Annotated in this window: 23 protein-coding genes and 4 pseudogenes; 11 read left to right on the top strand and 16 right to left on the bottom strand. The window is 55.4% G+C overall.

Features of this window, described 5'->3' with window-relative positions:
• Nucleotides 1-44 precede the first annotated feature (44 nt).
• The 6 genes and pseudogenes from C6Y53_RS20425 to C6Y53_RS20450 all read left to right on the top strand — a co-directional run.
• Nucleotides 45-2018, top strand: coding sequence for a ParB/RepB/Spo0J family partition protein (locus tag C6Y53_RS20425; protein ID WP_149615761.1), 1974 nt, complete (start codon nucleotides 45-47; stop codon nucleotides 2016-2018).
• A 68-nt stretch (nucleotides 2019-2086) separates the two neighbouring features.
• Complete coding sequence (locus tag C6Y53_RS20430) at nucleotides 2087-2680, top strand: regulator (RefSeq protein ID WP_149615762.1); 594 nt, start codon at nucleotides 2087-2089, stop codon at nucleotides 2678-2680.
• Between the two features lie 203 nt (nucleotides 2681-2883).
• On the top strand, nucleotides 2884-3540 hold the full coding sequence (locus C6Y53_RS20435) for a DUF6927 domain-containing protein (RefSeq protein WP_149615763.1): 657 nt from the start codon (nucleotides 2884-2886) through the stop codon (nucleotides 3538-3540).
• Between the two features lie 84 nt (nucleotides 3541-3624).
• Nucleotides 3625-3867, top strand: a complete 243-nt coding sequence (locus tag C6Y53_RS20440; RefSeq protein WP_149615764.1) for a type II toxin-antitoxin system Phd/YefM family antitoxin — start codon at nucleotides 3625-3627, stop codon at nucleotides 3865-3867.
• Nucleotides 3857-4276 carry a hypothetical protein gene (locus C6Y53_RS20445; RefSeq protein WP_149615765.1) on the top strand — a complete coding sequence of 140 codons (420 nt, stop codon included), beginning with the start codon at nucleotides 3857-3859 and terminating at the stop codon, nucleotides 4274-4276. The genes C6Y53_RS20440 and C6Y53_RS20445 overlap by 11 nt, the downstream gene beginning before the upstream one ends.
• A gap of 173 nt (nucleotides 4277-4449) precedes the next feature.
• Nucleotides 4450-5352: pseudogene (locus C6Y53_RS20450) on the top strand (TRM11 family methyltransferase); the annotation flags it as partial.
• A 51-nt stretch (nucleotides 5353-5403) separates the two neighbouring features.
• Here C6Y53_RS20450 and C6Y53_RS20455 read toward each other — a convergent pair.
• Nucleotides 5404-6114 (bottom strand): IS6 family transposase, encoded by a 711-nt coding sequence (locus C6Y53_RS20455; RefSeq protein WP_149615766.1) that lies wholly within the window; start codon nucleotides 6112-6114, stop codon nucleotides 5404-5406.
• A gap of 51 nt (nucleotides 6115-6165) precedes the next feature.
• On the opposite strand from C6Y53_RS20455, the pseudogene C6Y53_RS20460 reads away from it, so the two are divergent.
• Nucleotides 6166-6741, top strand: a pseudogene (locus C6Y53_RS20460) (ATP-binding cassette domain-containing protein); the annotation flags it as partial.
• Nucleotides 6742-6821: 80 nt separating this feature from the next.
• Here the strand turns inward: C6Y53_RS20460 and C6Y53_RS20465 are convergent.
• Nucleotides 6822-6902 (bottom strand): annotated as a pseudogene (locus C6Y53_RS20465) (transposase); the annotation flags it as partial.
• Between the two features lie 94 nt (nucleotides 6903-6996).
• Here C6Y53_RS20465 and C6Y53_RS20470 point away from each other — a divergent pair.
• Entirely contained in the window at nucleotides 6997-7257 is a 261-nt protein-coding gene (locus C6Y53_RS20470; protein ID WP_149615767.1) for a DUF6429 family protein, read from the top strand.
• A pseudogene (locus C6Y53_RS20475) lies at nucleotides 7229-7426 on the top strand (ATP-binding protein); the annotation flags it as partial. The gene C6Y53_RS20470 and the pseudogene C6Y53_RS20475, both read left to right, overlap by 29 nt.
• 226 nt (nucleotides 7427-7652) lie before the next feature.
• Here C6Y53_RS20475 and C6Y53_RS20480 read toward each other — a convergent pair.
• The 8 genes from C6Y53_RS20480 to C6Y53_RS20515 form a co-directional block, all read right to left on the bottom strand.
• On the bottom strand, nucleotides 7653-8048 hold the full coding sequence (locus C6Y53_RS20480; RefSeq protein WP_149615768.1) for a phasin family protein: 396 nt from the start codon (nucleotides 8046-8048) through the stop codon (nucleotides 7653-7655).
• 104 nt (nucleotides 8049-8152) lie between these two features.
• On the bottom strand, nucleotides 8153-9400 hold the full coding sequence (locus C6Y53_RS20485; protein WP_149615769.1) for a DUF445 domain-containing protein: 1248 nt from the start codon (nucleotides 9398-9400) through the stop codon (nucleotides 8153-8155).
• 16 nt (nucleotides 9401-9416) lie between these two features.
• Nucleotides 9417-10247, bottom strand: coding sequence for a poly(3-hydroxyalkanoate) depolymerase (gene phaZ / locus C6Y53_RS20490; protein ID WP_149615770.1), 831 nt, complete (start codon nucleotides 10245-10247; stop codon nucleotides 9417-9419).
• Nucleotides 10244-11878 (bottom strand): PHA/PHB synthase family protein, encoded by a 1635-nt coding sequence (locus C6Y53_RS20495; protein WP_149615771.1) that lies wholly within the window; start codon nucleotides 11876-11878, stop codon nucleotides 10244-10246. Before C6Y53_RS20495 ends, phaZ begins: the two co-directional genes overlap by 4 nt.
• A 9-nt stretch (nucleotides 11879-11887) precedes the next feature.
• Complete coding sequence (locus C6Y53_RS20500; protein ID WP_149615772.1) at nucleotides 11888-12352, bottom strand: MaoC family dehydratase; 465 nt, start codon at nucleotides 12350-12352, stop codon at nucleotides 11888-11890.
• A gap of 264 nt (nucleotides 12353-12616) precedes the next feature.
• Complete coding sequence (locus tag C6Y53_RS20505) at nucleotides 12617-13501, bottom strand: CobW family GTP-binding protein (protein WP_149615773.1); 885 nt, start codon at nucleotides 13499-13501, stop codon at nucleotides 12617-12619.
• A 2-nt stretch (nucleotides 13502-13503) separates the two neighbouring features.
• Complete coding sequence (locus C6Y53_RS20510) at nucleotides 13504-15153, bottom strand: amidohydrolase (RefSeq protein WP_211299570.1); 1650 nt, start codon at nucleotides 15151-15153, stop codon at nucleotides 13504-13506.
• A complete protein-coding gene (locus tag C6Y53_RS20515; RefSeq protein WP_149615775.1) occupies nucleotides 15153-15857 on the bottom strand; it encodes a TetR/AcrR family transcriptional regulator in 705 nt (234 codons plus the stop codon). Before C6Y53_RS20515 ends, C6Y53_RS20510 begins: the two co-directional genes overlap by 1 nt.
• A 163-nt stretch (nucleotides 15858-16020) precedes the next feature.
• Here C6Y53_RS20515 and C6Y53_RS20520 point away from each other — a divergent pair, with 163 nt between their 5' ends.
• Together C6Y53_RS20520 and C6Y53_RS20525 are read left to right on the top strand one after the other, a co-directional pair.
• Nucleotides 16021-16791, top strand: coding sequence for a DUF599 domain-containing protein (locus C6Y53_RS20520; protein WP_149615776.1), 771 nt, complete (start codon nucleotides 16021-16023; stop codon nucleotides 16789-16791).
• A complete protein-coding gene (locus C6Y53_RS20525) occupies nucleotides 16782-17024 on the top strand; it encodes a DUF6489 family protein (RefSeq protein ID WP_149615777.1) in 243 nt (80 codons plus the stop codon). The genes C6Y53_RS20520 and C6Y53_RS20525 overlap by 10 nt, the downstream gene beginning before the upstream one ends.
• Before the next feature lie 50 nt (nucleotides 17025-17074).
• Here the strand turns inward: C6Y53_RS20525 and C6Y53_RS20530 are convergent, their stop codons facing one another.
• The 6 genes from C6Y53_RS20530 to C6Y53_RS20555 form a co-directional block, all read right to left on the bottom strand.
• The gene (locus tag C6Y53_RS20530) at nucleotides 17075-18028 is read right to left on the bottom strand and encodes a DMT family transporter (protein ID WP_149615778.1); all 954 of its coding nucleotides are present in this window, start codon (nucleotides 18026-18028) and stop codon (nucleotides 17075-17077) included.
• Complete coding sequence (locus C6Y53_RS20535; protein ID WP_149615779.1) at nucleotides 17988-19613, bottom strand: AMP-binding protein; 1626 nt, start codon at nucleotides 19611-19613, stop codon at nucleotides 17988-17990. The genes C6Y53_RS20530 and C6Y53_RS20535 overlap by 41 nt, the downstream gene beginning before the upstream one ends.
• Nucleotides 19610-20869: a serine hydrolase domain-containing protein gene (locus C6Y53_RS20540; protein ID WP_149615780.1), complete on the bottom strand. Its 1260-nt coding sequence runs from the start codon at nucleotides 20867-20869 to the stop codon at nucleotides 19610-19612. Before C6Y53_RS20540 ends, C6Y53_RS20535 begins: the two co-directional genes overlap by 4 nt.
• Before the next feature lie 23 nt (nucleotides 20870-20892).
• Nucleotides 20893-22155 (bottom strand): TRAP transporter large permease, encoded by a 1263-nt coding sequence (locus tag C6Y53_RS20545; RefSeq protein WP_149615781.1) that lies wholly within the window; start codon nucleotides 22153-22155, stop codon nucleotides 20893-20895.
• A complete protein-coding gene (locus C6Y53_RS20550) occupies nucleotides 22152-22646 on the bottom strand; it encodes a TRAP transporter small permease (RefSeq protein WP_149615782.1) in 495 nt (164 codons plus the stop codon). The genes C6Y53_RS20545 and C6Y53_RS20550 overlap by 4 nt, the downstream gene beginning before the upstream one ends.
• Nucleotides 22647-22809: 163 nt before the next feature.
• The gene (locus C6Y53_RS20555; protein ID WP_149615783.1) at nucleotides 22810-23817 is read right to left on the bottom strand and encodes a TRAP transporter substrate-binding protein; all 1008 of its coding nucleotides are present in this window, start codon (nucleotides 23815-23817) and stop codon (nucleotides 22810-22812) included.
• Between the last annotated feature and the right edge of the window lie 194 nt (nucleotides 23818-24011).

Here is a 24011-nt window from a genome sequence, read left to right on the forward strand (position 1 = left end):
GAAGATCCGCGCGACTCTCTCAATCACGTCGAAAAGGACAAATCATGACTCACACGTTCAAACCCACCACCGTCGCCATCGGCGATCTCGTGGCCCATCCGGCCAATGTGCGCAGCAAGTCGCCCGAGACCTATGCCTCCGAGAACATCGCGCATCTCAAGGCCAGCATCGCCGTGCTGGGCCTCCTGCAGCCGCTGCTCGTCCAGAAGATCGATGGCAAGTTCGCCGTGCTCGCCGGCGGCCGGCGTCATGCGGCGCTCCTGGAACTGGTCGCGGACAAGTCGGCCAAGAGCTTCGCCAAACGCACGAAGATCGACTGCCGGATTGTCCCCAACGATTGCGACGTGACCACCGCGCTGTCGCTCGCCGAGAACATCACCCAGGCGCCGATGAATGCGATCGACGAGTTCGAGGCCTTCGCCCGGATGATGGAGGTCGACGGGCAGACGCCTGAGACGATCGCCAAGACCTTCGGCACCACCGTTGCGGCTGTGAAAGGCCGTCTGCGCTATGGACTCATCCACCCCGACATCCGCGCTGCGGCCCGTGCCAAGACGATCACCCTCGATACGATGAAGGCCTTTGCCGATCATCCAAGCCAGGAGGTGCAGAAGGAAGTCTTCGAGGCGCTTACCAAGGAGGACAGCTACGTCCAGGCCTACACGGTGCGAAACGCTCTGAAGTCCCGCGGCGTGCAGGTCAGCGACGATATCGGGGCGTTCGTGCGGCAGGACTACGAAGCGCGTGGCGGAGCCATCGCGGCCGATCTCCTGGACGAGCATTCCGTGCTCGAGGATTCCGCGCTGGTCGAAACCATCCTGCTCGAGAAGCTCAGCACAGCCGCCGAAGAGGCTCGCGCAGCGATTGGTTTTGCCTGGGCAGATGCGGTCATCCAGTACGATTACGCCGCCATGGCAGATTACGGGCGTGTCTATCCGGGGCCTGTTGAACCCGATGAGAAAGGGGCGAGGCGCGTGGACGAGATCACCGCCGAGCTTGAGACGCTGGAGCGGGAGATGGAGAACGAAGACCTCGAGGATGAGGCTTACAACGATCTCTACGACCGGGTCGACGCGTTGGAAGCTGAAGCACGGGATCTGCAGGAGGCCTACAGCGCGGAGGATCTCGCACGCTCCGGCGTGATCGCCTCCTGGTCGCACGGCAATTTCAGCCTGCATGTCGGCCTGGTGCGCCCTGAGGACAAACCCGAAAGCGCGGGCAAGGCACCCGGCACGACACAGGACCAGGGCGCGGCGGACAGGAATGAGATCACCTATCCCGCCTCTCTGACCGAGGACCTCAAGACCGAACGGGCGATGGCGCTCGGTGCTGCGATGACGATGCACCCGGACGCCACGCTCGACCTCACGCTCTTCAAGCTGGTCACCGATGTGCTGGGTCACGGCATGGGCGTCACCCCGGCGATCAAGGTCGATGCCCGCCAGGAGTATCGCAGCCACGCCAAGATGGACGAGATTGACAGCACTTCGCTCGAACAGGTGGCGGAAGCCCGTGACGCGCTCGATCTCTCCTGGGCGGATGACGCCAAATCCCCCGCCGACCAGTTCGCACGCTTCCGCGCACTCGATGCGGGCGAGAAAGCCAGGCTCGTGGCCTTTGCCACCGCCAGCACCACGCAGTCCTGCTTTGCGCGGGACCGGCAGCGCGACAGCCTGATGCATGACTTCGAGGTCGAGATCATGCCGGACATCCGGGCGCATTGGACGCCGAACGCGGCGCTTTTCAATCGCTTCAAGAAAGCCTGGCTTCTGAAAATCCTCGGCGAGGAGCTGGGGCTCGCGCAGGAGGCGGTGACATTGGCCTCTTCGACCAAGAAGGAGGTCGTCGCCTTCTGCGACAAGCTCTTCGCGGAGCCCTTCGCCACGCTCACCGATGCGCAGCGCGCGGCCGTCGCGGCCTGGTGTCCGCCAATGATGCAGACCTCGGGTATCGAGCCGGTCGACGCGCCCGAGGCCGAGATGCCCGAAGGCGAAACCGAGGTCGCAGAAGCGGCCTGAACGAGCAGGCGACCCGCTCAGCAGCTGCGGGGCGGGTCGCACCTTTATCAAACTCACAGGAAAATCCAATGGCACTTCTCAGCTTCTCCGCGGCGGGCGCCGCGGCCCAGATCGCGTATGCGCGCGGCTGCTCCACCTTCCTGCCGAACTGGAACGGCCCGGTCGGCAAACCCGCCCTCATCCTGATCGTCGGCAATGGCGTGCATCTGCGCTCCAACGGCATCGACGGTGCGTCCACGCGGATCGTCACCACCGAGCGCGCCGATCCCTCCTTCGCCTTCGCGACAGGCATCAACCCGTTCCGGGACCCTGACTGGATGGTGGCCCGGCAAGCGGCGTTCCGCGATCTGACGGGCCAGTTCTACACCGACATTCTCGACGACGTGCAGATGCTCATCGACCGAGGTCATGACACCATCCGGCTGGCGACCGATGGCCACACGATCCGCGTCTTCCTGCGCCGCGCCGCCGACTACCTGATCGGCGGCACCTATGATGTCCCGTCCGGTCTCGGCGGGACGTTCCGGGTGATCCTCAGGGATGCCACCGACACGCATGCCATCGTGCAGAACCGCGGAAACTGCGAAGATTTCGACGAGATGCTGCCCTACCGTGTGCCGCTCGATGCACTCATCGAGATCGATGACCGGAGGGCGGCTTAACGCGTTCGACTTAATCTTGAACCGGTTGTTCGCTGCCTCTCGCTTCGCTCGAACGCGAAAACCGGTGACTGGATTTAAGATGTAAAGTCGAAACGCTGAAACGCGCCCTTTCTCACATTCGCATCGCCAATACCCTGCCGGGCCTGCGGCCCTCTCGGGACATTGGCGCCCAAAATTTTCCCTGTGAGAGAAAGGACTCTGAAATGGGTTGGCTCTTTTATACCGATCGTCGCGTGAAGACCTACGCGGACGAGAAGGCGGAAATCGCCCGACTCTGTACCTCCGAGACCGAGACGCGCCGAACTGAACTGCTCAAAGCCTGCAAGGTCGGCGCGACCTGGTATGCAGCTGCCAGGGTCACGAGCCTGGACGGCTCGCCGGTCGAGGACGCGACCTATGTGACCGAAAATGACGGGTCGATCACCTTCGGGGCGGTGTTTCTCACCCGATACGACGAGGGCTGCTGGGGCTACAAGGACATCGAGGAGAGCGCGGGCCCCGTCGAGTCGTGCGCCCCGCTCAGCCTTCTGGCGCTGCTCTCCGAATTGAAGGACCCCGACAGCTATGCCCATGCCTGGCGCCAGCGCTGTCGGGACTGGGCCGCGATTCCGGACTACGAGGAGGGCGACAAGATACGGCTCGCCGCGCCGGTGTCGCTGACCGATGGCAGCACCTGCCAAATCGTGACGGCCACCCATTACAGACGCGGAGCGCAAAGACGCCGGTGCTATCGCATCGAGGACACCGGCGGTCTCGTGCGTCTGTCGAAGGCCTCGCTCGCGGGGTCGGAATTGCTCGACTCCGCCAAGGGCGCGGCGAGTCCGGTTCTGGCCGAGTTCTTCAGGGGGCAAAAGGGGTGACGATGTTCCCCATTCCTGCCTCTTGCAGAATATTAAGAAAATCCGTATATTCCTAAAAAGGCAGAGAATCCATGGAGAGCCGAGATGAAACAGTTTGCAGCAGGCGATCTGACCCGCAACACGGGCGATCTCTTCGAGGCGGCAACCGTTGCCCCGGTCGCGATCACGAAGCACCGTAAGCCGCGCTTCGTGGTCATGTCGATGGAGCGGTTCCAGGCCCTGACGGCCGGACGCGGGTCCCAGGTGGCCCTCGATGTGGCCGACATGCCCGAAGAACTGGGCAACCTCCTCGACCAGGGCATCGAAGAGCATTTCCGTGACCGCTGATTTCCCTGCCGCCGGGCAGGTTTTCGATTACCACTACCTTTGGAAATGGCAAGCGGATCGCGGCGAAAGCGAAGGACGGAAGAAGCGGCCAAGCTGCGTGGTAATCGTCGTCACCAACCAGACGGGCCAGCATGTCATGTTCATTGCGCCCATCACCAGTAAATCCCCGGATGAGGGGCGTGTGGCGCTGAAGATTCCCGAGACCGAAGCGCGCCGCGCCAGGCTCGACAGCGATGTGCCGCTCTGGGTCGTTCTGGACGAGTTGAACGCCGACATTCTCGAGACCTCCTACACAATCGAAGAACGCTCGCCGCGCGGATCGTTCGGTGCAGCCTTCACCGACGCGATTCTGCACGAGGTGAAGCGCCTTCGCACCGCCGGCGGACTGAAGCTGTCGAGCCGGACCTGATCGCCGAACACCGGCAAAACGGACGCGACTGTCTCGCCGCCTTCGCGGGAGACCGGGGTCCGATCTCTCTGACCTGCCCAGATTCCGAACTTCCAACTGCCTCCACCTCCTGAAAGGGGAAAGGCGGCTTTCTGTCCTGTCAGACCTGTAACCTGACTGGAAGGACAGACGCCATGGCCAATCAAAGACCGAAGCACGGACCCGATATCCCATCACAAGCCCGCCTCCGGGAGGCCCTGACCCTCATCGGCAGGGAGATCGAGGGCCAGCCTCTCAGGAGTTCGTCACTGGCCCGCATCATGCGCGAGACGTTCCGTGGCAGCGATGCCGCCGGCGCATGGGACTGGCGCATGGCCTATGACATGATGCAGGCCGCTGCGGTCATGCAGGTCGTGAAGGGCACCGGCCAAGACACATTCGCCATCGCCGGACGTCTTGCCTCGCGGCTCCTGACGGAATCGCGGCGCTCCGAACAGCAAATCCGTTTGCAACAATTCTCCAGCCCGCTGGCCTATGCGGCGCTGGCCGTCCGAGCCGCCGCCATCCGCCCTGGCGAAACCGTGCTCGAACCCTCGGCGGGCACCGGCGCGCTGGCCGCATTCGCCGCGCGCTCTGGCGGCAAACCGATGCTCAACGAAATCGATCCCTTCCGCCGGGGGCTTCTCGAGGCGGTGTTCCGCACGGAAGCGACCGGCTTCGACGCCGAGCATATCGACGACCTCCTGACCGTGCCCGAGCTTCCGGGCGTCATCGTCATGAACCCGCCCTTCGCCTCCTCGGTCGACCGGTCGCGCGACAAGCATATCGCGGCCAAGCACCTGATCGGTGCCGCCAAGCGCCTGGCGCCCGGAGGGCGTCTCGTGGCGATCATGCCGATGGGCTTCACGCCGGAGCGGGACGCGGCGCACTGGGCACGGGCCTCAGCCATCGCGAAACCGCGCCTCGCGCTCACGATCCCCGGCCATGCCTACGCCAGGCTCGGCACCACGGTCGAAACGCAGCTCATGGTCTTCGACAAGGTGCAGGAAGATGTCGAGATCGTCCGCGCGGCTGTCGATGATCTGGATGCGGCGCGGGGGCATTGTCAGGTTGTTCTATGAGGACACAGTGACCTGGCAGAATCCACTTTAGGCCGCTAGCTCTTCTGCACAACGGTTCCAAGTTTCGAAAGCCGTTGTTCGCTTGTTTCTGTATTCTGAAGCGGTCATTTTGTTGCGGCCGGGACGAAATAGATTGGCGGTTTCATCGTGGATCGATAGAAACTTCTGCGCTTGCCGTGCCGACTTGAAGCGACCTTGGATTTTCTCCCTTTTTCGGGTCAGCCTGTGGGAGCCTTCGATGCGGTTGTTCAAGCCCTTATGCGCCCGGTGATCGACGCTAATATCGAGCTTACGCAAGGCTGCACCGTAACTGCGAAGTTTGTCCGTCACGATAACACGTGGCTCACCCCAACGGGTGATCAGTCTAGAAATAAGTCGTTTCGCGGCCCGCGTGTTACGCCGAGTTTGAACCAATATATCAAGAACTTCCCCGTTGCTATCGACCGCACGCCAAAGCCAATGTTTCACTCCCCGGATCGATATCACCACTTCATCGAGATGCCATTTATCGCTGGGCGGATTGCGTCTTGCACGGATACGTTTCGAGATCCCAGAACCAAATTTTCCAACCCAAGCGCGGATCGTTTCATAGCTGACCACAACGCCGCGCTCGGAGAGCAGTTCTTCAACGTCTCGCAGGCTGAGAGCAAAACGGTGATAGGCCCAAACCGCATACGAAATTATAGGCAGCGGGAAGCGGTGGCCTTTGAGGCGGGATGAAGAATTCGTACAAATCATCGACATGGGCTACGCAGGTGCCGAACGCAGGTCAACAACTTGACGATGCCGCTGCGCCAGACCCAGATCATCTATCAGATGGCCGACACGGCGTTGAACCCTAAACAGAGGATTGGCGAGATCATCGCTCGCCCGTTGCAATTCTATGGCGGCCTGACAGGGGCGAAACTCAAAGAGGAAGTGCGGGCGCTTTTGGACCAAATCGAATTAGAGCCGGACCGCTATATCAATCACTTGCCGCGCGAGCTATCCGGCGGCCAGAAACAAAGGATTGGCATCGCCCGGGCCCTGGCCGCTTCACCGCAGTTCATTGTCTGCGACGAGGTAACCTCAGCGCTGGATCAGCTGGTGGCCGAGGGTATTCTGCGGCTGCTGGAGAAACTGCAGCGGGAACGCGACCTAGCCTATATGTTCATCACCCATGATCTTGCCACCGTCCGAGCCATCGCCGACGAGGTGATTGTTATGCAGCAAGGCGAAATTGTGGAAAGCGGCGAAAAAGAGGCGATGTTTTCACCACCGCATCACCCGTATACTGAATTGCTGCTAAGCTCGGTCCCTGAAATGGACCCGGATTGGTTGGATGGCTTACTTGCAAGGCGCCGACAAGCAAAGGCCCCGCACTAAGTACGCTGCAGCGGGTTTGCTTTGATAACTACTCAGCCATCAATATCGACCAGCGAGTTAGGGTGAAATGAAATGCTGAAAGATCGAAAGCGGGCCGGATCATCGACGGCTGCCCGGAAGGTCAATGCCACAACTGCACCGATCCCCGGCATCGTCATCAAGGGGTCGATTGCCGGAGGGGGCAGAATCCTACGCTAAGGCCAGTTTTGACTGTTTTCGGCGCGCATAGCCGCGTTTCCTGCTATGATCGACCACATGGAGATCGACACAGACCGCATCGACGAAGTTGTTTTAGGGCTATTGTGGCTGACACTGCATGATGATCGACGGGCCTGGAAAGGCCATGACTGGGATGTGATGAACCGATTGTATGAACGGGGCATGATCTACGATCCCGTCAACAAGGCCAAATCGGTTGTCCTAACGGATGAGGGTTTGGCAAAAGCGGAACAATTGTTTCGCGGGCGCTGTTGCAAAAATTTGCTGAGGCCAGGTTCTGTTCCATCTCATCAATAAGCTCTACGAACGAACATCGATCATCGTCACCACCAATCTGGCATTCGGTGAATGGCCGACCGTCTTCGGTGACGCGAAGATGACAACGGCTCTTCTCGACCGGCTCACGCATCATTGTGAGATCGTCGAAACCGGTAACGAAAGTTGGCGCTTCAAGAACCGGGCATAGCACCAAACCGCACCCGCGCTGGCCCGTCGCCGCTGCGTTAAATGGAGACTACGCAGCGACGGGCCAGCTCAGTACCAAGGGGGTCAATATTGGAAGCCGATAGGGGGTCAGCTTTGGATGCCGATTGACATTCTTCGCCCTTTTCCAGATAGCGTCTCTCTCTGCAAAGAAAGCAAGCGCCGAGCAACTTGCGTCGCTCGGCGCGTTGTTTTTCAGAAAGGCTGAATCAGGCAGCTTTGCCGGGACGGTAGGTGTCGATAACTTCTTTCATCGGGGCGTAGGCTTCTTTCGCCTTGTCACGGGTCAGCTCGACGACCTCACGTGCATTAGCGGCTGTGGCCTCAATGCGCGAATGTGCATGTGCAGCATGCAGGTCGATGACGTCGTTCAGGCACTTGGCTTGGACGGTTTCTTTGCCCAGCTCGACGTAGCCTTCAACTGCGTCTTTTGCATATCCGAACAAAGCCTTATCAACTTCGATGATGCCTTCGATCGCCTTGCGACCCGATGCAAAATAGGCGCTGAACAAGCCAGAGACAGCTTTGCTTGCATCGGTTGCGGTTGCAACAGCTTTGTTGGTGGCTTTAGTTTCAGTTTTGATTTTATCGGTTTTGGTGGTCATTGGATTTCTCCTTTTCTGTAACTGAAACCAATCTAGGCCTCGGAATGCTGCACTGCAACATTTTTACGCTGCGACGCAGCGTCATATTCTCAATCGCGAATGCTTTAGTGGGCAAACCGCGTTACCAAAAACAAAGTCCCACCGACGAGCGCCCCGAGTACAGCCCCGTTTATGCGGATGAACTGAAGATCCCGGCCGACCTCAAGCTCAATTCGCTCAACCAATTCGGAACTGTTCCAATCGGAGATTACATCGCTGATGTAAGACACAACTCCAGGGCGCACTTCATCCAACAAGGTTTCCAAACCGGCATTGAGGCGCCGCTCCAGCTGGCACTCCAACTCTGGTTGATCCAGAAGCATCTGAGCAAATTCGGATACAGCTTCTGACAACAAACCGACCATGTTCTCAGGACGATCGTCGAAGTCAGACTCAATACGAGCCAGTATGGTGTCCAGAACAGACTTCAGCGCATCCTCAAACTCGGCAGATTCAACAAAGTTTAGTTTGCCCCGCTCAATATACCCTTCAATCTTGCCCGATGTATGGAACTCATCCAGGAACTTCTCGATAGAGTGGTTGAATTCGCCTCGCAGTTCTGTGGAGTCGTCGGCCAATTCATCCAGTGTGGCCAGAATGCCATCGACCAGCAGTCTAACGATCTGTTTGTCTACGGTTGAAGCGATCCACCAGCGGCTGTGCTCTTGAACAAGTTCCGTGACTTTGCCGCGATTTTGGTCCACAACATTGCGAACTTCTTGAAGGATTTCGTTCAGAACCGTTCCATGAGTGGCCTCTTTCAAGAGTCCTGACAGGTTTCGGGCAAGGTCGCTCGGGCTCACCGAAGTTACCAATAAGTCCTTGATCGCCGAAGTCCCCTTCTTACCGATCCCTCCGCGCAACTGGCTTTTGAGGATCAACCGAAGCAAGCCAGACAACTCGCGGCCGACGCTCTCAGCGTGATGCCTTTGTGACAGCCACTCAGCCGCACGCCGCACAGGGTTTAGCTTGGCCAGACGGCCTAAAAGCTGATCCGGCACCAAGAAATACTCATCAATAAAGCGCGCAATGTTGACCGCCGCACGTTTCTGGTTTTTCGGTAACAACGCGGTATGGGGTATTGGGATTCGGAGGGGATGGCGAAACAGCGCCTCAACCGCAAACCAATCCGCCAACCCGCCGACCATACCTGCTTCGGCCATTGCCCGAACCAGCAGCAGCCACGTGGGTGGATCGTTCACCAGAAAGCTGCCAAAAAAAATACAAGCCAAGACTGAGAGGATGCCGGTCGCCACCCGGCGGACCCGTCGAATTCCGTCAGACTTTTCTTGATCAGCGGCGGAGTTTTCCATCTACCACCTTCAACCGCTAGGCAGCGATCATTGCTTCTTCATGGATAAATTCTTCAATCCTGTCAGCAACGCGTTCGGCTTGAGTCAGTACGAACATATGCCCACAATCCACTAATTCGAGCGTTGCATTCGGTAGTCGCTTTTCAAGGATACGCCCATTCACGGGTGGTACCAACGGATCGTCTTCGCCCATCAGGATTAACGTTGGAAGCTTGATGCGCGGAAGAAAGAAATAGCTCGTCCAACCTGCACCAGCAAGCAATTGATAAATATATCCGCGCGTGTCGCCCGCCTTCATGGCCATCGAGTGATCCTTGAGTAGCTCCTTGTTGAAAGCTACCTCGCCGCCATAGATCTCCGCCCCAACCTTGAGCATATACTCTGGATCGGTGTAACGTTTTGGCGTCGCCATCTTACTGAGTACACTCAAATTCCCAGGCACCATGATCATTCCAGGCGCCGTCGCCGCAAGCGTCAGTGTGTGGCACCGTTTCTGGAAATCAAAGGCGAACTGCTGCGCAAGCCCACCGCCCCAGGAGACGCCAAAAACATCAACGATCCCCGCACCCAGTTGGTCGAGAATGTCGTCCAACATGCGGGTTAGGTTCGAAAACCTGTAGGGTGAGAACGGCGTCGGAGAGCGACCAACACCGGGCACATCAAAGGCAATGAGCCGCGTCCTTTTGAAATGATCCACGAAGGGGCGGATTGTCTCAACGCTGGCTCCGATCCCGTTGCAAAGCAAGATGGTGCGATCCGCATCTGCGGGCCCTAGGACGGCGACGTTCCAGTCCTGGCCCATCGCCGTCATCGTTTGAGTTTTGATTTCCAAAGTTTGGCCTTTCAAGCATTCTCGTGAACATAGGTGCCGGGTGCGGGAGCAAGCGGTTTGAATTCCTTGGACCCAAGGCTTTTCGGCGCCTTTATCTGAGTGCCGGCACGTTCCTCCAGCCAGATGGCCCAGTAATCCCACCAGGTTCCCTGGTGCTCTTCACTTCCATCCAGAAACTCGTCTGTGGTTGCATGCTCGCTCGTGTTGGTCAAGAACTTCGCCTTAGGGTTACCCGGCGGGTTCACGATCGCCTGGATGTGGCCCGATTGGCTCAGAACAAACTCGTTGTTTCCACCAAACGCCTGCATCGACAGATAGCACCCATCCCATGGCGTTATGTGATCGGTCGTCCCGCCGACCACGAACTTGTCGCAATCAACAGCGCGCAGATCCATCTTGGTTCCCAGAACCTCGATATCCGCGCCCTCACGTGCGCCGCCTTTCTGCAACATGTCCAGCATGTCTGTGTGAAATGCCGAAGGAAGATTTGTTGTGTCGGCATTCCAGAACAGGATGTCGAACGCTGGCGGCTCGTTGCCGAGCAGGTAATTGTTTACCCAGTAGGCCCAGATCAGATCGTTCGGACGCAACCAGGCAAAGGCCTTCTGCAAGTCTTTACCGGGCAGAATACCCTTCGAACGGGTGAACATCCTCGCCAATTCTAGTGTTTCAACGTTAGCGAATAGACCCATTGTGGTATTCTTGGCCCCTTCAATATCCAGAACCGCCACAAGCAAGGTTAGCGAATTTGCGCGATCAATTCCCTTGGCTGCCCAGTAGGACAGCAACAAAGCGGTGGTGATCCCGCCGGAACAGGCGCCGATCAGGTTCAGGTCTTTCGACTTGGAAATCTCGCATGCCACTGCAGAAGCACTATCAAGCGCGTCTACATACGCATCCATCCCCCAATCGGCGTGATCGGCTCCTGGGTTACGCCAGCTGACAATGAAGATCTGATGTCCTTTGTTCAGCAGATACTCGATAACAGAACGATTTGGAGCCAGATCCCAAATGTAAAACTTGTTGATCTGTGGCGGCACGATGAAGATCGGCCGCTTGAAAACTTTTTCAGTCGTTGGCTTGTACTGGATCAGTTCGAGCATCTCGGCGCGATAAACCACCTCACCCTCGCTGGTCCCAAGATTCTCGCCAACACCGAACTTGGATTTGTCCACCATCGACGGCAAGCCATTGTTGTTGACCATGTCGTCGATGAAGTGTTTCGCGCCATCGACAAGGTTTTTCCCACCCTTCTCAAGTGTCATCTTCATCGCAGAGGGATTGCCCAGCAGCATGTTTGTGGGCGCCACACTGTCCGTCAACATGGATGTCAGGATTTGAGCGCGAAGCTTGTCTCGGCCCTTGATCTCCAACCCTTCGACCCAATCATTCAAGCCGTTCGACCATGTCAGATAAGTCTGCATCATGGCCTTATAAGCCGGGTTTGAAGTCCAGATCGGATCCATGAAACGTTTATCGCCTTTTGGAGGCATAACGTCTGATGTGCCTGCAAGGCTTGCCATGGTGTTTTGAAACAGGTCACCGTACGCCTTCAGCAACTTGTCGGGTTGCTTCAACGAAGCAGTGTAGAACTGGCTCATGGCCTTAAACAAATCGGCCGACGTTTCGATTGTGTTTTTCGGCATCGTCGCCTCCTATCCAATAACCATTGCCAAAAGCTCGGCAATAACAGCAGGTTTGTCCGAACCATCTGCTTGCAGTGATGCTTCAAGCCGGATCAGTTGATTTCCTTTGCCCTTGTCTTCAACGCCGATCAACTTGAACCGGGTTCGAACCGTGGCCCCTGCTGGAACCGGAGCGAGGAAACGGGCTTTTTCCAATCCATAGTTTAACACAGCGTTTGCGTCTGCGGGAACAATGCCTGAGGATTCGGTTGCAGAAGCCAAGAGGGACAAGGTCAGAAACCCGTGTGCAATTGTGCCCCCGAAGGGGCTGTGCTTGGCCTTTTCTATATCAACATGAATCCATTGATGGTCACCTGTCACGTCAGCAAACCCGTTGATCTTGTGCTGGTCCACAAGCATTGGCTCTGACACACCGAAGTCATGCCCAATATGGTCCTTCAACGTCTTGGTCGTGTAGTTCTTTGGCGCTGTCATCACCTTCCTCCCTTTGTTCAACCCAACTGCTAGCAACCTCACGTTTTTTATTACTAGAATTCTAATTCGAATATAGCAAAAACCTCTGTTAATCAACAACTGACGTTGCGGCAAAGTTGGACAGTCAACCGGGCAAAATCGTTCAACTAAGTCGGAAACGAGAGGACTCCCAAGATAGGCGCGACACCTGGAGCCGCGGCCTCAAGCTCCTTTTTGCTATGTCCTTGCCTCAGGGCGGTGCGCCTAGAGATGTCGCTCGAAATGTCAGCGTTCAACCATCTCACGAGGCGCAATCGTGATGATTTTGCCCAGCATAGTCTGGTCAATTGATGTGTCGGTCTCAGTAATACTCACTTCGCCCCGAGTTCGGCTGACCAGAAAAACGGCCTCCGGCTGACCTGGGAGGTTGCCGCGAACGAACCCTTTTACGCGATGCACAGAAGTTGGCAGTTCCTTTACCCACCGTTCAACGTCCGCAATCGAGAAATTTTCGGGTACAATATGAACTTGGGTTGCGAACTCGGCATGATCGTGTCGGCCTGTTTCAAAATCGGGCATTTGTGATACGGAAGGCCTGCTTGTCGCCTTGGAATCTACAGCTTGATGAAGGCCTGCAATGCGAACAGTTTGGGGGGCGTGTTGCTCGAGGTATCCTTCTATAAACCTGCCGTCTTGCGGCGAATTCACACGATTAACCGCTACGAAATCTGCAGACTTGATCTGGTTGCGGAAAAGCCCGGAAATGAACTTGTCGTGCGCGGAAGAACAGGCTTGCGAGGCATCAACCGAGGTCACAACGCGAGCGGGATCAAGACCAGCAACACCAAGCAAGAGAAACGAGAGACGATCTGGCTTTGCAACACCGCTTGCTTCGACGATAACCAGATCGGGCCGAGGTCTCTTCATCATCACCCGATTTGCAGTTTCCAGAAGGCTGTCTCCGATGGAACAGCACGCACATCCATTTGTCAGCGAAATCGTTTCCCCATCAGAGTTTTCTATCAGGTCTGCATCAATGTTGATTTTGCCGAAATCGTTGACCAAAACCGTCGCAGTCAGCCCGTGTGGGGCCCTCAGAAACGCGTTGATCAGCGTGGTCTTACCAGCACCAAGATAACCCGAAACAAGAATACAGGGTGTACCCCGCATATTCACGCTTCTATCTCGTGCACGTCTCCTTCGAAAACCGTCGCGTGAACACGAATGTCTTTCAAGTGAGCGGGGTCGACCTCGTAAGGGTCCTCATCGAGAACGGTAAAGTCGGCCTTCTTGCCGGATCTGATTGACCCGATCTGACTTTCCATACCCACTATGTAGGCGGCATCGATGGTAATCGCGCGCATGGCATCGTGAACGCTCACCCGCTCATGCTCACCCAGAACTGCGCCGGACTCTGCAAACCGATTGACGGCAACCCAAGCACTGAGAAGCGGTGAAGCCGGCGCCATCGTAAAGTCAGAATGCACGGCAAAAGGGACACCGTGTCGCTTGAGCGTGCCCAACCTTGCCATCTGGCTTGCACGTTCATGGCCGATGGATTTTTTCCAGTACGCCTCGCCTAATTCATGCAAGTAGTACACATTGGCCGAAACCAGCGCGCCAAGCGCCTTAATGCGCTGAACCTGCTCTTCCGTAGAGACGCCGAAATGCTCGATCGTGAACCGGTGATCAAAGCGCGGCTTTTCGAATTGCATCTTTTCCAAAACATCAAGCGCCATCTCCAGTCCCAGATCGCCGGTGCAGTGGACGTGGATTGTATAGCCGGCCCGCCAATACGGTCGGATGATCTCTTCAAACTGGTCGGGCGCGGTCATCCACTCGCCTTCGTGACCGTCAATGTATCCCGGGTTTGCCATTTGCATGAGTTCTGAAAAGAACGCGCCATCGGAGAAGAATTTCACACGCTTGTTGAAGAACAACCCATCGTGTGCACGTTCGGTCAATGCGTCGACTCTCTGAAACGCGTCTTCCGCGCTGCCCGTCAATTCCGGTTCGGGCAACCCGCGGGGAACGACAAGCATCCGATAGGGCGGTTCGCTTTGGTCAAAAGACTGGCTTGTTGCGACCCACTCCATTTCGTAGTCAAACATGCCCCATGCCATGTCTGCCACGGTTGTGTGCCCACCCTTATGAATAATCTGGTGCAGTTGCTCCAATCCGTGGCCAAACCAGTCCGGCGAAAACAAGATAGGCTTGAGACCTTCCAGAGCCACCATGCCGCCCATTTCGGAAAATCGGCCGGTCTCTGCATTGATTTGCGGATGGCGGTCCATGACCGCTCTGTCAATTTTTAGGAGGTCAATTGCTGCGTCATTCAGGATAATCTCGTGGAACGACCGATGCCATACAATGATGGGCCGCGAGCGCGACACTTCGTTTAAATCATGCCGCGTTACTTCACCATGCCAAATCTGGTGATATCCCCACGTAAGAAAGAGTGGCTTTGAATTGTCATCAGTCGCAACCGCTTCCGAGAGACGCATCAGATAGGCATCGCGGCCGCGGACGGCCGGAGCCGTTTGTCCCGGCAAATCCCATTCGAATGCGGTTATGAACGTAGTCGGAAGCAAAACTGCGCCGATAAACGGATGTAAATGCGGGTCGATGAAACCCGGCATAATCACTTTGTCGGCAAAACGATCGTCGATGGTGTGTGATCTGCTTGCAAGCCAAGGTTTCAGGCTTTCCAATGTGCCCGCTTCGAGAATGATGCCGTCACGAACCGCAACAGCTTGTGCCTCTGGCTGTGAGGCGCTCATGGTGTGAATTCGCTTGGCTGTATAAACTGTAGTTTCCGACATCATTCTACTCCTGGCCTCAATATACCCATGGCCGCATCCACCAGCATGGCAAGCAATGCTTCGTCGTCCTCCGGGAAAAGGATACCCGATCCAAGCCTTGTTTGCAGAATAACTAGGACGATGAGTTGCACTGCGTTGGACAACGCCTTTTCTTTGTCTTCTGCAGTGATCGCGTCAGCGTAGTCCGGCAGGAAATCGGCAACTCTGTTTCGCACGCGAATGGTTAGGTTGCCGGTATCAAACCAGATCTCTGGCGCACTTTGAGCCAGACGTTGTGCAGCTCTATACACTCCCAGCCTCGAATTCTGGAACTCCAGAACCAGCGCGGCCAAGTGGGCAAGCATGCCGCTGAGGGTAATGTGCTTTGCCCTACTAAAGTCCGAAGCATCTATTTTTTCTTTCGCATCAACAAGGTAACGATCAACCATCACCCTTGCCAACCCATCTTTGTCCCCGAACCTGTGATAGAATGAACCTATCGAACACCCGGACCTTTTGATGATGTCACTGATCTTGGTCCCCTCAAAGCCTTTCTCGGCAAAAAGTGCCTCGGCCGCGTTCAATAGTTTTTGCTCGGACTTGGCGCTGCGTTTCTGCTTTGCTGGTTTGTATGTGGCCTCGACGGCGCGCGCTCTCGGCACCGACATGTCATCGAGGCTTTTGAGGTTCATAATCACGGGCGGGAGTTGGTTCGAATGTGCCATGCCCTCATTCTCGCAAGTTGAGAGGCATGATTCAATACTAGAATTTCAAATCTAATAAAGATAGAACTTAAATTCTAATCATGGCCGTATGATTCGCTTTCCGTGTGGACGCGTTGGAGTCTTACGCGCTGTCGTCAACGAAAGAACTCATGGATGAACCCTGTTGGCACTCTTCACGTCATTGGAACACTTGCACATTGAGATACTGGACCTTCTGGCCTTTGCCACCCTGTTTGCCGCCTATTATCTCTACCAACCAATCACGGACTATATTCTGGGCGACGACATCAGCGCCAGAATGAAGCCTTGGCGTCTTGCATGGGCTCGCCAATTGCAATGGCGCGAAGAACGTATCACCGATGTAAGCCTCGTGCGTGGTCTGGTGTCAGGGGTGTCGTTCTTTGCCTCAACTTCGGTTTTCATAATCAGTGGACTGGTTGCTTTGCTAAGTTTGGTGGGCCCCATCGCAGAGGCGATGCAAGCCTATCCAATTTTTCAGGGTGCTACCTTCGAACAAATCGCAATAAAAGTTCTCGCTTTGCAACTACTTGCCATCATTGCCTTCTTTAAATTCGGATGGTCAATGCGGCTGCACAGCTATTCGACATTGATGATAGGGGCGATGCCGGCACCCCAAAAAGTCGGCACTACCGAGGCCGACGCAATCTCCGACCGGCTCGCTGAAATGAGCTTTCTGGCGTCCAAACACTTTCATGGCGGTATGCGAGCATACTACCTAGGGTTTGGCGCCCTGACCTGGTTTCTTTCGACCTTGTTGTTCTTCGTCACGTTGGCCTTGGTTTTGGTCGTAATGATACGAAGAGACTATATGTCGAAGGCTTTTCGGTTGGCACAAGGCCCTCCTAACCTCGAGACTCTACTCACCAACTCATCTAGTCCACCAAATGAAGGAGTATCAAAAACATGCAAGTGAACATCTCAATCGACCTAACCCCGGCTGAAGCGCGCGAAATGTTGGGACTGCCCAACGTGCAAAAGCTTCAGGAGGAGTGGCTGAAATCCATCGAGGACAAAATCATGTCGGAGGCGGCGAAGTTGTCGCCCGAAACGATCCTGAAGAGCTGGACTGCCGGTGCATCTTCCAATGTTGAAATGTTGACGAGTCTGATGAGCAACTTTGCCGGAGGGCTGACAAAACCCAAATAGAATCCCGACACTGCACTTGAGGCCGCAGCCTTAGAGTTGGTGTCTCCGGATTAGCACTTTGGCGACAGGTTTTGCGCGTCTTTCGTTGATCTTCTGGAGATTATCACTCCTGCGATCACGATGAAGACGCTGCCAAGGATTGCGGTGGGCGGAGGCGCTTCGCCGAACACGGCCCATCCTAGCACGACAGCAATCGGAATTTGAACATAGAGCATGGTGCTGACTTGCCCGATATTCTGTTGGGCCAAAATGAATGCGCGACCGACAAACACCAGGCCAGACACAGCAAAGAGTGCGCTTAGTTGAATCCAAAGGAGAGCTTCTAAAGACGGTACTTTGCGTTCGAAAAGAAGCCAATACGGGCCTGCAATTAAAAGCACACCGTTGACCGCGTAAAACGTATACCCTAGTGCTGTTGCTGCCTTGTTATTCGCTGCAATATAGGCATTGGTTGCCGAATTCATGAAAGCGGCTGCCACCGCAAAAAGCAGAGAAAATGACAACCCTTGTGCGTCGGGTTTAAGCACGAGCCACGTACCTATCAGGCACATCGCGAGGACCAGTAGCGTGCTCTTGGTCGCAGCTTCACCAAACAGGGCTACCCCGATCAAAAGCGCAAACACGGGCGAAAGCTGAAACAACATAGCATGCTGCGCATAGGGATTGAGCGAAAGGCTGGTAATGTTCAGCCAAGACATCACCAATAGCAGAAGTGTTCGCACCAACAACGGCCATCGGTTGCGCGCGCTAAGGTGATGAGGAATGCCGCCATTCAGATGCGCAACCAACACCAGCAGAACGACCGTTAGCGGCCAAGCAAAGGTCAGCAATTCGGCGAAGCTGACCCCTGCGCCCATCGAAAGCTTGATGAAAAAATCACCAAGTGTAAGTCCGGTCGCACCAAGTGCCATGAAGACAAATGCCGCGACCGGTGTTGTCCGGGAGCTTGACAACATCTCTAAATCAGGCGTCGCGCAGTTCGCGCCGCAGAATTTTTCCGACACTGGACTTCGGCAGTTCTTTGACGAAGGTGATCTTGCGTGGTGTTTTGTAGGCAGTCATTTCCTTGCGGCAATGTGCGACGATTTCGTCAGCGGTCACGTCCCCGCCTGGCGCCTTTACCACAAACACGCTGATCGATTCCCCGGTTTTTTCATCCGGGATACCGATGCAGGCGCATTCGGCTACACCGTCAACCGCAGTTACAACCGCTTCAATCTCGTTCGGGAAGACGTTGAACCCTGATACGATGATCATATCTTTCTTCCGGTCGACGATACGCAGATACCCCGCTTCGTCAAAAACACCAATATCACCCGTGCGGAAGTACCCGTCGACCGTAAATGCCGACTCATTCGCATCCGGCTTGTTCCAGTACCCATCCATCACTTGCGGACCAGCTGCACAGATCTCACCGCGCTCACCGATTGGTGCTATTTTGTCGTCGTCATCAAGAAGCTTGATATCTGTTGACGGTGCGGGAAGCCCGCAGGACCCCGTAAACTCGGCCACATCATAAGGCACAATGGACAGGAGTGGGGAAGTCTCGGACAGGCCATAACCTTCGGTGATGTGTTGCCCGGTCAGTTTCTTCCAGTTGTTTGAAACCGTCTCGATAATCGCTGCGCCGCCACCGATCGAGAGTTTCAGCTTGGAGAAATCGACATCTTTCATGCCCGGATGCATGGCAAGACCGGCAAACATCGTGTTTACCGCAGGGAAGACAGTGACCCCGGCGTCTTTGATGGCCGCAATGAAATCATCAACATCGCGAGGATTTGGGATAAGAATCAACCGACATCCAAGTGACATGTAAGCCAGCGACAGGGTCAGACCAAAGATGTGGTAAAGCGGCAGTGCTACGACCATCACCTCTTCGGTAGCAACACTGGCTTTGGGTAGGAACCCTTTGTACTGTTCCAGGTTGGCAACGACATTGCGATGTTTCAAAACCGCCCCTTTCGAGGGGCCCGTGGTGCCGCCCGTGTATTGGAAAAACAATAGGTCCTTACTTTTCAGGTCGACAGGTGAGTAGGCCATACCCGCGCCGGCGGTCAGAATATCTGAGAAAGCAACATATTGTTCCAAACGACAGTCCACTGGCGGGGTCGGAACCGTCGCCTCACATGCATCACCCAGCTCGATGGTGATGACGTTCTCGACGGACGTATTGGACACGATCTCTGCCAGAACAGGTGTCGAACCATTGAAAATCATGATCGTTTCCGCACCGGAATCGTTGAGCTGATGCTCCAACTCGCGCGGTGTGTAGAGCGGATTCACGTTTACCTGGCACGCGCCGGCACGCAGGATGCCCAGCATGGCGACGGGGAATGCGAATATGTTGGGGCACATCAACGCGATGCGATCCCCTTTCTTTACGCCCATTTTGTTTTGCAGATAGGCGGCGACCGCACGCGATTTCTCTTCGAACTCACCATAAGTCATGCTCTTGCCAAAGCACTCGAAGGCGACGTGGTCCTTGTATTTCTCAGCGGCCTCTTCGAACATCGCGACAATCGACGGGTATGCGTCGGGATTGATTTCTTCCGGGACATCCGCATCGTAGGTTTTGAGCCAGTGTTTCATTGGTTTCCTCCTGATTGATTTTGGTCACAGAGTGCTGCAGAAAGCGCACGATTTGCTCGTACAACCCGTTTGAAGCTCGGGCGCCGCGCATTCGAAGTGGAATTTGGGCTTGAGAAGCTGGCGATTACTGTATTCGCCGCTTTGTTTACATAGATCATTTGGCCGTAGATCCCGATTGCTGCCCGCTCTCCTCGTTTGGCATCGCAAACCCACCAAAAGCTGCGATAACCTTCAAAATCGGGCATGTAAGCGGCGTCAGTTTCATCCGCGAAAGTGCTTTTGTTCCATGCCGAACGGTCTTGGTCCGTGAGCGCAAAGGTGTCGGCTAGCCAAGATTGATCAAGGACTTGCGTATCGCCGACGCGGCCTTCATTCAGAGCCATCAGACCAAAACGCGCCGCATCCCTAAGAGTCGAATTGAATCCACCGGTTGCAATCGGGTTAAACTCGACATCGCAAGACAGAAAGGCGTCATGCTCCGTTTGGAGTTTCGACCACAGATTTTGCTGGATGAACTCGGCCAATGGCACGCCCGAGACCACTTCGATCACCCAGCCAATAACATCGACATTCGGCGAGTGATACTCGTAGGTTGTACCGTGTTCGACATCTGCATTGGCCCGGAAACTTGGCAAGAAAGCTCGTGCCCCGCGAGGTGTCTTGTCTTGCTGAGGATCGATTTGCATCAGATCCCACGCCGGTACGAGACCCAGCCTTCGAAAATACTCAAAATGAACTGAGCCAGGAGCCAGCTGCTCATAGTCTTCTGAGAAATCGAGCGCGGTCACCATGTTGAGAACCTGACGCAGGCTGGAGCGGGCAAAGGTGCTTTCTTCCAGTTCCGGAACGTAATCGGCAGGGGACTTGTTCAGATCCACACCATAGTCACTGACCAGAATGCCAAAGATCGACCCGATGATTGACTTGGTTGCAGACGCCCACATGTGTTTATCCTGAGCCCTGAATGCACCAAAGTAGGATTCGTTGAGCACCTTGCCATCTTTGACGACGATGTACCCATCGACGCTGTCTCCTTTCAGAGCGTCCAGCAACGACACTGTTTCACCCTGATGTTCGAACTGAAACGTTTCGATATCGTTTCTGGGTTCTGCTCGAAGCTCCGAAACTGACCCGGCCCGGGCCACATCAATGGTTGGCATAAAGCTGAAGTGGCTAAGCGCCCATTTGATGTGATCCGGTTCGCGCCAGTTGTTCAACGTGATATGTGGTGGTTTAAACGAGGACTGTTCTGCCATAAAACTCTCCGTTCGCAAAAGGGTTAGCTGACCAGCCACAGCGAAAGCTGCGGCACGAACGAAATGACCAGCAGTCCAATCAACATGATCGCAATGAAGGGTAGAACACCGCGCACAATCAGTCCGAACGGTTCCCTGAACGCTGTCATGGCAATGATCAAGTTCAATCCAACTGGCGGCGTCAGCAGTCCGATTTCAAGATTCACGGTCATGATGATGCCGAGGTGAACCGGGTCGATCCCGTAGGTTTCGCCCATCTGGAGCAACAGAGGCGCCAGTACAAGAATGGCAGACGCCATGTCCATGACGCAGCCAACGACCAGCAACAAGCCATTCATCAACAGCAAGAACGTGGTGCGGCTTTCGACGAAACCTGAAATCCAGGCGGCAAGCTGGGCAGGGACCTGTTCGGACGTCAGCAGCAGGTTAATGCTCAGAGCGATTGCCAAAAGCGGAAACAGCGAACCCATCATGGTGGTGGTGTCAAGCGCTGTGTCGTAAAGATCCTTAAGCGTCAGCTCCTTGTGAACAAACCGCTCGACGATAAGCGAATACCCCAGGGCAACGGCGGCACTTTCAGTAGGCGAGAAGTACCCCGAGTAGATCCCTCCAAGAAGGATGACAGGCATGAGCATGGACCACACACCTTCTTTCATCGCCTCTGCCAATTCGCGGAGAGAGAAAGTTTGCCGCGCGATATGGCGATTGACAAACACCGTGTAGCTACCAAGCAGAATGGTCAGAAAAAGACCTGGCAAAATGCCTGCGGTAAAAAGCTCAACGATAGATGTTTCCGTGACGATCCCATAAAGGATCATGGGGATTGACGGTGGAATGATGACACCAAGAGTGCCACCCGTTGCGAGGGCGCCAAGTGCAAACCCTTTCGAGTACCCGTCTTTCACCAGCGCCGGGTAAGCGATCGAACCGACAGCAATCAGAGTCACCGCAGACGATCCCGAGATGGCTGCAAATACCGCGCAGGTTAGGATAGTCGCCAGCGCCATGCCGCCCGGCACCGGCGCCGTGATCGCGCGCATCACCCGTATCAGGCGTGCGGCGATAGCCCCCTTACCCATGACTGAGCCGCAGAGCAAAAAGAGCGGAATTGACAGAAGAACTTCCTTGTCGATGGCGCCCCACATGTCCTCGATGATGTAGACAAGTTCTCCATCACCCCAGAACCAGTGAACATAAGCACCGACCGCCAACAGAATAGCCGCGATGTTTACCCGAAGCGAAAGCGCCCCCAAAATCAGCGCGATCAAACCAATAGAATATGTCATTCCAACGCCTCCTCGGGACGAAGTTCCGGATCAAGAGCAAAGATCAAGTAGCGCAGTGCAGTTGAGAAAAACGCGTAAGGTACAATGATCTGGATGTACCAAAGCGGAATTTTGATTACCCTGGCAAGATCGCCATATTCGATGGCTTCGAGCATGAACTGAGCGCCAATGATTGCGAAACTTCCAAAAATCAGCGCCATAAGAACCGAACCGATGCGTTCGGCCAGTTTGGCTTTGACTTCTGGAATGACCCAATCCATAAAGTGCGGACGCAGATGTCGCCCTCGCGACGCGGCCAGACCAAGGCCCAGAAAGCCGATCACGATCATCAGATAGACCGAAATACGTTGTGCACCCCAGATTGAACCAAAGCCGAACTCACGCATGGCCACGTCAACCAGAAGTAACCCTGCGATGACAATATATGCCGAAACCGAGACAGCGGCTTCTACCGCAAAGAGTATCGACAAAACGCGTTTATTGACCCCCATTTTCCCCTCCCAAAATGTTTGCCAGAGAACCACATCAAACCGAAATATGACCCCAATCTACCCGTAGGTGAGCCACCGAACGCAATTTGACTTGGTGTTTGGACGCAGGATGACCAGATCAGGCCAGTCACCCTGTAATTCTAAAGGAAGCTGCAGCAGCCTGTCATTCACCGCATGCTTCTTTTGCGGCAAGGACTTTCGGCCACATTTCTTCGGCTTCGGCGCCCAACTGTTTGACCATAGTCGGCCAGTTGGGCTCGACTTTGGCCTTCCATGCCGCACGCTCTTCGTCTGTCAGGCGATGAACACTACCGCCCCCTTCTTCATGCTTGCCGATCAAGAATGCATCTACACCGGCAACCCCTTTGCGCAGCATCTCAATGGGCGGAACAGCATCCATCAAGATTTTTTGTTCTTCCTCAGTTAGCCTGCTCCATGTTTTCTTGCCCATCAGAACCGCACCAGCCTGGTGCGAGTGATTTGTAAGTGTCAAGTGCGGCGCAACTTTGTTGAGGCCAAACGCCACATAGGAAATTCCAACCGACTCACCACCTTGAACCAGGCCCGTCTGAAGCGCAGCCGGGGTATCGGCATAGGGGATTTCGATGCCGTTCGCCCTCGCTGAGCCCATCATTACGCGCGACATCGCGTGCGGCGCGACTCGGATTTTGTATCCTTCAGCGTCGCTCACATCCGACAGATCATCCTGACCGTAAACCTGAACCCAGCCGTTTTCAGCCCAGCTGATGAGATGAAAATTGTCAGCCAACAATGCCTCGAAATCGCCTCCCAATTGCGTATCCCAAACACAATAGACGGTCTCGGCTTTCTCAAACAGGAAAGGCGTACTCATCAACGCTGTGGCCGGCTCCTTCTCTGTCATTGGAGCCGCGGAAAACACGCCCACATCAATGCGCCCACGCGCGACTTTGTTCCAAACTTCAAGCTCGGGCCCAAGTTGCGCACTCGGAAAAATCTGAAGTTCAATTTCACCGTTGCTGGCTTCTTCAACGCCCTTTTTCCACTCGGCAATCCAGTCAAACCACGGCGTACCTTCCGGCGCGAGGGTCGCTACTTTCAGCTCAGTCTTTGCTTCGACGCCACCTGCTCCAAACACTGCAACAAACGTGGCCATAGCTGCACCAAGCAAAGTGCTATTCAAAGTTTTCATGTCTTCCTCCCGTTTCCAATGGGCCTGAGCCCGTCGCACAACGCGGCTTCGCCTCCCTTTTGTCCAGGCAGTAGCATCGCTGCGTCTACCTTCATCTACATTATTAGAATTTTAATTTCAATTCTATATTTTTTCTTGGCCGTGTGTTACGTCGCGTCAAGAAGTTAGTCAGTGAGATGATCCTCGCCCCGCCT

Source organism: Pukyongiella litopenaei (genome assembly GCF_003008555.2).
GTDB lineage: Bacteria > Pseudomonadota > Alphaproteobacteria > Rhodobacterales > Rhodobacteraceae > Pukyongiella > Pukyongiella litopenaei.

What these genes read in the sequence shown, in the direction of transcription:
- C6Y53_RS20515 (WP_149615775.1), bottom strand. Translation starts at nt 15,857, where the DNA reads ATGGCACATTCGAACCAACTCCCGCCCGTGATTATGAACCTCAAAAGC.
- C6Y53_RS20540 (WP_149615780.1), bottom strand. Translation starts at nt 20,869, where the DNA reads ATGGCAGAACAGTCCTCGTTTAAACCACCACATATCACGTTGAACAAC.
- C6Y53_RS20430 (WP_149615762.1), top strand. Translation starts at nt 2,087, where the DNA reads ATGGCACTTCTCAGCTTCTCCGCGGCGGGCGCCGCGGCCCAGATCGCG.
- C6Y53_RS20555 (WP_149615783.1), bottom strand. Translation starts at nt 23,817, where the DNA reads ATGAAAACTTTGAATAGCACTTTGCTTGGTGCAGCTATGGCCACGTTT.
- C6Y53_RS20505 (WP_149615773.1), bottom strand. Translation starts at nt 13,501, where the DNA reads ATGCGGGGTACACCCTGTATTCTTGTTTCGGGTTATCTTGGTGCTGGT.
- C6Y53_RS20535 (WP_149615779.1), bottom strand. Translation starts at nt 19,613, where the DNA reads ATGAAACACTGGCTCAAAACCTACGATGCGGATGTCCCGGAAGAAATC.
- C6Y53_RS20435 (WP_149615763.1), top strand. Translation starts at nt 2,884, where the DNA reads ATGGGTTGGCTCTTTTATACCGATCGTCGCGTGAAGACCTACGCGGAC.
- C6Y53_RS20440 (WP_149615764.1), top strand. Translation starts at nt 3,625, where the DNA reads ATGAAACAGTTTGCAGCAGGCGATCTGACCCGCAACACGGGCGATCTC.
- C6Y53_RS20510 (WP_211299570.1), bottom strand. Translation starts at nt 15,153, where the DNA reads ATGTCGGAAACTACAGTTTATACAGCCAAGCGAATTCACACCATGAGC.
- C6Y53_RS20550 (WP_149615782.1), bottom strand. Translation starts at nt 22,646, where the DNA reads ATGGGGGTCAATAAACGCGTTTTGTCGATACTCTTTGCGGTAGAAGCC.
- C6Y53_RS20480 (WP_149615768.1), bottom strand. Translation starts at nt 8,048, where the DNA reads ATGACCACCAAAACCGATAAAATCAAAACTGAAACTAAAGCCACCAAC.
- C6Y53_RS20525 (WP_149615777.1), top strand. Translation starts at nt 16,782, where the DNA reads ATGCAAGTGAACATCTCAATCGACCTAACCCCGGCTGAAGCGCGCGAA.
- C6Y53_RS20485 (WP_149615769.1), bottom strand. Translation starts at nt 9,400, where the DNA reads ATGGAAAACTCCGCCGCTGATCAAGAAAAGTCTGACGGAATTCGACGG.
- C6Y53_RS20470 (WP_149615767.1), top strand. Translation starts at nt 6,997, where the DNA reads ATGGAGATCGACACAGACCGCATCGACGAAGTTGTTTTAGGGCTATTG.
- C6Y53_RS20425 (WP_149615761.1), top strand. Translation starts at nt 45, where the DNA reads ATGACTCACACGTTCAAACCCACCACCGTCGCCATCGGCGATCTCGTG.
- C6Y53_RS20500 (WP_149615772.1), bottom strand. Translation starts at nt 12,352, where the DNA reads ATGACAGCGCCAAAGAACTACACGACCAAGACGTTGAAGGACCATATT.
- C6Y53_RS20495 (WP_149615771.1), bottom strand. Translation starts at nt 11,878, where the DNA reads ATGCCGAAAAACACAATCGAAACGTCGGCCGATTTGTTTAAGGCCATG.
- C6Y53_RS20455 (WP_149615766.1), bottom strand. Translation starts at nt 6,114, where the DNA reads ATGATTTGTACGAATTCTTCATCCCGCCTCAAAGGCCACCGCTTCCCG.
- C6Y53_RS20545 (WP_149615781.1), bottom strand. Translation starts at nt 22,155, where the DNA reads ATGACATATTCTATTGGTTTGATCGCGCTGATTTTGGGGGCGCTTTCG.